This is a genomic window from Aliivibrio kagoshimensis, from assembly GCF_050337105.1.
GTDB classification, from domain to species: domain Bacteria; phylum Pseudomonadota; class Gammaproteobacteria; order Enterobacterales; family Vibrionaceae; genus Aliivibrio_A; species Aliivibrio_A kagoshimensis.
Window position 1 is genome coordinate 1 of record NZ_JAKJSQ010000124.1, and the last position, 5,453, is coordinate 5,453.

The 5,453-nt window shown below is 42.8% G+C and carries 4 protein-coding genes; 1 reads left to right on the forward strand and 3 read right to left on the reverse strand.

What is annotated here, in order from left to right; all coding sequences use genetic code 11:
- Positions 1–80: 80 nt before the first annotated feature.
- Positions 81–971 (forward strand): uridine diphosphate-N-acetylglucosamine-binding protein YvcK, encoded by an 891-nt coding sequence (gene yvcK / locus L4C32_RS20150; protein WP_428198678.1) that lies wholly within the window; start codon positions 81–83, stop codon positions 969–971.
- On the opposite strand, the gene L4C32_RS20155 is transcribed toward yvcK, so the two are convergent.
- The 3 genes from L4C32_RS20155 to uvrB all read right to left on the reverse strand — a co-directional run bounded on the left by L4C32_RS20155 (position 936) and on the right by uvrB (position 5,069).
- Positions 936–1,298, reverse strand: a complete 363-nt coding sequence (locus tag L4C32_RS20155) for an Hpt domain-containing protein (RefSeq protein WP_428198679.1) — start codon at positions 1,296–1,298, stop codon at positions 936–938. The genes yvcK and L4C32_RS20155 overlap by 36 nt on opposite strands.
- A 24-nt stretch (positions 1,299–1,322) precedes the next feature.
- Entirely contained in the window at positions 1,323–2,738 is a 1,416-nt protein-coding gene (locus tag L4C32_RS20160) for a sigma-54-dependent transcriptional regulator (RefSeq protein WP_428198680.1), read from the reverse strand.
- Between the two features lie 303 nt (positions 2,739–3,041).
- Positions 3,042–5,069: an excinuclease ABC subunit UvrB gene (gene uvrB / locus L4C32_RS20165; RefSeq protein ID WP_428198681.1), complete on the reverse strand. Its 2,028-nt coding sequence runs from the start codon at positions 5,067–5,069 to the stop codon at positions 3,042–3,044.
- Between the last annotated feature and the right edge of the window lie 384 nt (positions 5,070–5,453).

Below are 5,453 nucleotides of genomic sequence, written 5' to 3' on the forward strand. Positions count from 1 at the left end.
CTATAGATCAACAATTTCCAATTTTAATATTGATCTGAGACAATTCTCCCGTTAATTAACTACGAAGAGGTAGGTTGTTGATGACAGCTTCATCATCAAAACAGATCGTTGCCATTGGCGGTGGTCATGGTTTAGGACGTGTATTATCAGCACTTAATGAGCACGGTAGCCATGTTACTGGTATCGTTGCTACCACAGATAATGGAGGGTCCACTGGCCGCATTAGAGAATGTCAGGGCGGTATTGCCTGGGGAGACACTCGAAATTGCATCAACCAGTTAATCACAGAACCTTCGATCAGCTCCATGATGTTCGAATATCGTTTCAAGGGCAATGGTGAGTTAGATGGGCACAATCTTGGTAACTTAATGCTCACCGCGCTTGATAACTTGAGCATCCGCCCATTAGACGCGATTAACCTGATTCGAGATATGCTTAATATTGAAACCAAAATCATCCCGATGTCTGAACATCCATCCGATCTTGCCGCGCTGACCACTAGCGGAATAAGAGTGAATGGTGAAACTAATATTGATGAGATGACTGAAACGCTTCAGCGTCTCTACTTAGACCCTGCCGTCACCGCGACCTCTGAAGCCATTCAAGCCGTTTCTACAGCGGATCTTATTCTTCTAGGCCCAGGGAGCTTTTTAACCAGTATCATGCCTCCGTTATTGCTACCTGAGCTGGGCAAAGCCATCGGAGTCAATACTGCAGCTAAATTGGTGTTTATTGACAACCTGTCGCCGGAAGCGGGCCCAGCTAGCTATATGGATAAGAGGAGTATGCTGGAATGGTGTGAAAGAGCATGCCAAGGTCGTAAAGTGGATAGTATTATTGGTGATATCACCTACCCTGAACTTGTTGATGATTATCACTGTATTACCGCGCAACTTGCCTCACCGAATCATGAATGGAGACATAATCGCGAAAAACTAAAAGAGGCGATTGAGCAACTCATTATCCGTTAATAGTGTTTCAATATCAGACAATGAAGCACTAATGACTCTTAGGTACTCGTGAAGATGCCGATCTATCCATTCAGCATCTTTTTCTTTCGCTTTGTGTTCAAACTTCATGGCTAATAGCGCTAAGGGTTTAGCCCCAAAACTCTCTGCGCTGCTTTTAAAGCTGTGGCTTATCTGTTCAATAGTCACCATTGAAGCCTGCATGTTAAGAAGAGAAAACTGATCGCGTAACTCATTGCGAAAAAGAGAGAGCAACATAGCCAGATTCTCCTCTCCGACCTCTTCAATCAGCTGTTTTAACACAGTAGACTCTATATAATGCATCATCATCCCCTATACTCATAACTCATTGAGTTACTCACTCCATCGCTGAATTTTTCTATATATCGTTGATGGACTCACTTCTAAAAAAGAAGCCGCTTTAATAATATTTCCATCGCAAGCTTCGATGGCTATTTCGATAATTCTGCGTTCTGCAACCCATAACGGCTCAATGGCTACCGTATCTTCAATGCTGATCTTATCCAGCTCTTTTTTAGGTTTCGTATTCTGCATTGGTAGTTTTGATGCTTCAGGTTCTACCGCCACGGGTTCGACATTTAACGGAGCGGGTAACATGGCTACGGTTACCTCTTTACCTTTATTTAACACCACAATATTTCGAATCACATTTTGCAGCTGTCTGACATTGCCAGGCCAGTCATACTCTTCAAACCGGGTTGTCACTTCGCGGCTGAAAGTAATAAAGTCCCTCCCCTCCTCTTTTGACATATGCCCGAGAATCGAGTGACCAATTTCAATCACATCGTCCCCCCGCTCACGCAATGGCGGCATAGCCAGTGGAATCACATGTAAACGGTAGTACAAATCTTCACGGAATCGCCCCCCCTCTACCTCTTTCCAAGGATCTCTATTCGTGGCACAAATAAAACGTACATCCACTCTCTTCATCTCTGAAGATCCAACCTTCTGAAAGGTGCCAGTCTGTATAAAGCGAAGTAATTTCTTCTGTACCTCTAAACTCATCTCACAAATTTCATCAAGAAACAGCGTACCGCCATCGGCTAATTCAGCAGCGCCTTGCCGATCGGCCACCGAGCCTGAAAATGCCCCTTTTATGTGACCAAAAAGCTCACTTTCAATTAAATCGGTGGGAATAGCTGCGCAGTTAATGGCAATGAAATCTTTATCGCCTCGACGACTTCTCGCATGTACTGCCTCTGCACACACTTCTTTACCTGTTCCGCTCTCGCCGGTAATAAAGACTGTCGCTTTGCTCGATGCTGCTGAATCAATCACACGATACACTTTTTGCATTAACAGACTGCTACCAATAAACCCTTGATGACTTCTATTTTGGAGCACATCTCTCTCATGCCCCATACTTTTCTTATTGGCTTGATGAAGTGCGTTTTGTACCGTTATCCGTAGCTTATCTGCAGAACATGGCTTAAGTAGAAAATCTTGGGCACCAAACCGCATAGCTTCAACTGCAGAGTCGATGGAACCATGCGCAGTCATTAAAATGATAGGAATATCAGGATGTATGACTCTCACTTCATGCAATACATCCATACCAGGCATATCGGGTAAATGAAGATCTAAAAGAATGAGGTCAGGTTTGCAATATTGAATCTGTTCTAAGGCCAGTTTACCCGTAATAACAATCTCAACATCGTAACCTAATGGGTTTAGGTATGAACGGTAGAGCGCCGCAACGGATATGGTATCCTCAACCATTAAAATACTTTTACCAATCATTTTTGCCATTACAACCCCCTTCAACGATACAACTCAACAAAGCAGCACTATGTTGCATATTGCAAATTATTTTCGCATATCGATTTGCAATATGCGAAAAATAAATACAAACAATGTGATAGGTTCTAGGTTTTATGTCATCTTTTTGACTTTAATGATTGGCTCGAACTTTGCTATATTAACTATGATTCTTTTAAGCCAAAAGAATCACCTAGCCAACTGACGTTGTTAGTGAATGCAAATTCACATGAACAATAAAGCCACCCGAATTTATTACGGATGGCTTTTTTTTTAACTATAATCCAAAGTTAATCAACTATTTATTATAAATCTCTTCCTCAACTCTTCAATTTCATCTCTCGTTTGTGCTGCCATTTCAAACTCCAGATTTTGGGCGTGCTCATACATCACCTGCTCCAACCTAGCGATCTCTTTATCCAGCTGTTGCGGTGTAAAACTGACATATTCGGCAGAAGGCTCAGCCACTTTTGATAGCGCTATTTTGGGTGCCTTACGAACCTTATGCTTCGCCGCATTCCCTAGTTCTAAAATGTCACCCACACGCTTGTTCAAAGCTTGAGGTTTCACCCCCATGTTCTCATTATGTTGTTGCTGTTTGGCTCGGCGGCGATTCGTTTCGCCCATCGCTCGTTCCATCGACCCCGTGATCTTATCCGCATACAAAATGGCTTTACCATTAATGTGCCTAGCCGCTCGACCAATGGTCTGGATCAGTGAGCGTTCAGAACGTAAGAACCCCTCTTTATCGGCATCTAAGATAGCGACCAATGAGACTTCTGGCATATCTAAGCCCTCACGCAGTAAGTTAATGCCCACTAACACATCAAACTCACCCAATCTAAGATCTCGTATTATTTCAACTCTCTCTACCGTATCGATATCAGAGTGTAAATAACGCACTCGAACGCCGTGTTCATCCAGATACTCCGTTAAATCTTCTGCCATACGCTTAGTTAATGTAGTAACCAGCACTCTCTCATTTAGTTTCTCTTTAACGCGGATCTCAGACAACAGATCATCAACCTGCGTGGCAACCGGTCGCACCTCAAGTTCAGGATCCAATAATCCAGTAGGACGTACAACCTGCTCGGCAATATCACTTCCCGACTTTTCTAATTCATAATTACCTGGCGTTGCAGAGACATAAATAGTTTGTGGGGCGATAGATTCAAACTCTTCAAACTTTAATGGACGATTATCGAGCGCAGACGGTAAACGAAAGCCATACTCAACCAGCGTCTCTTTACGTGATCGGTCCCCTTTATACATGGCACCAATCTGCGACACCGTCACATGAGATTCATCAATGATTAACAGCCCATCTTTAGGCAGGTAATCAAACAACGTAGGGGGTGACTCTCCATCGGCACGACCACTTAAATACCGAGAGTAGTTCTCAATGCCCGAACAGAACCCCAATTCATTCATCATCTCAATATCAAATTGTGTTCGCTGGGTGATACGTTGCTCTTCAATCAGTTTATTACTGTCCAGAAGCTGCGCTTGTCGAACAGTGAGATCCACTTTTATCTGCTCGATGGCGTCTAGAATTTTCTCTCTCGGGGTGACGTAGTGCGTTTTAGGATAAACCGTGCAGCGTGGAAGATCTTTTTGAGTAATGGAACCGGTTAGCGGATCAAAAATACTGATTCGCTCTACTTCATCATCAAACAACTCAATTCGTATTGCATCGTGCTCTGACTCTGCAGGAAAAACATCAATCACCTCGCCTCGAACTCGAAAAGTCCCTCTCTCGAAAGCCATATCATTGCGAGAATACTGCAATTCAGCTAACCGCCTTACAATATCTCGTTGATTAATAAAATCCCCGCGGCGTAAATGCAGCATCATTTTTAAATATGAGTCTGGATCACCTAAGCCATAAATAGCCGATACCGATGAGACAATAATGGCGTCTTTCCTCTCTAATAACGCTTTGGTGGCTGAAAGCCTCATTTGTTCAATGTGTGCGTTAACGGAGGAATCTTTTTCAATAAAGGTGTCGGTTGTTGGAACATACGCTTCAGGTTGATAATAGTCGTAGTAAGAGACAAAGTACTCAACCGCATTATTTGGGAAAAAAGCTTTCATCTCCCCATACAACTGCGCCGCTAACGTTTTATTAGGGGCCATGATCAAAGTAGGACGACCAGATTTAGCAATCACATTCGCTAAAGTGAATGTTTTACCTGACCCCGTCACCCCTAATAACGTCTGATGAGCTAAACCCGAGTCCAGCCCACTATATAAATCGTTGATCGCCGTTGGCTGATCACCCGCTGGTTGATACTCTGATACTAATTCAAATTCACTGCTCACCATGTCACCCCATTACCATCAATTACTAAACGCCCCAACGCGAATACTGTGAAAATATACACTACTTTTGCCGTTATCGTCATCATTTGCACGCTTAGATGCCAAAAATGGGGAAAACTAAAACAAAATCAAATAATGTGACGATTGGATCTAGATTTCTATTTTTACATCACGTAATATGTCCGTCCTCCTAGACAAATGCCACCACTCCCCTTTGTAGATGTCAACAACTAATACAGTAGTTTTCCCCAGAAAAGTTACCTGCTCACTTTATCGCCACGTTACAACTTTCCCTATATTCATCTCGCACCACCATAATTCTCCATTTCCACGATGAAATTTTAAGTCCATGATTTTATGATATATATTTATTCGATCTAATAA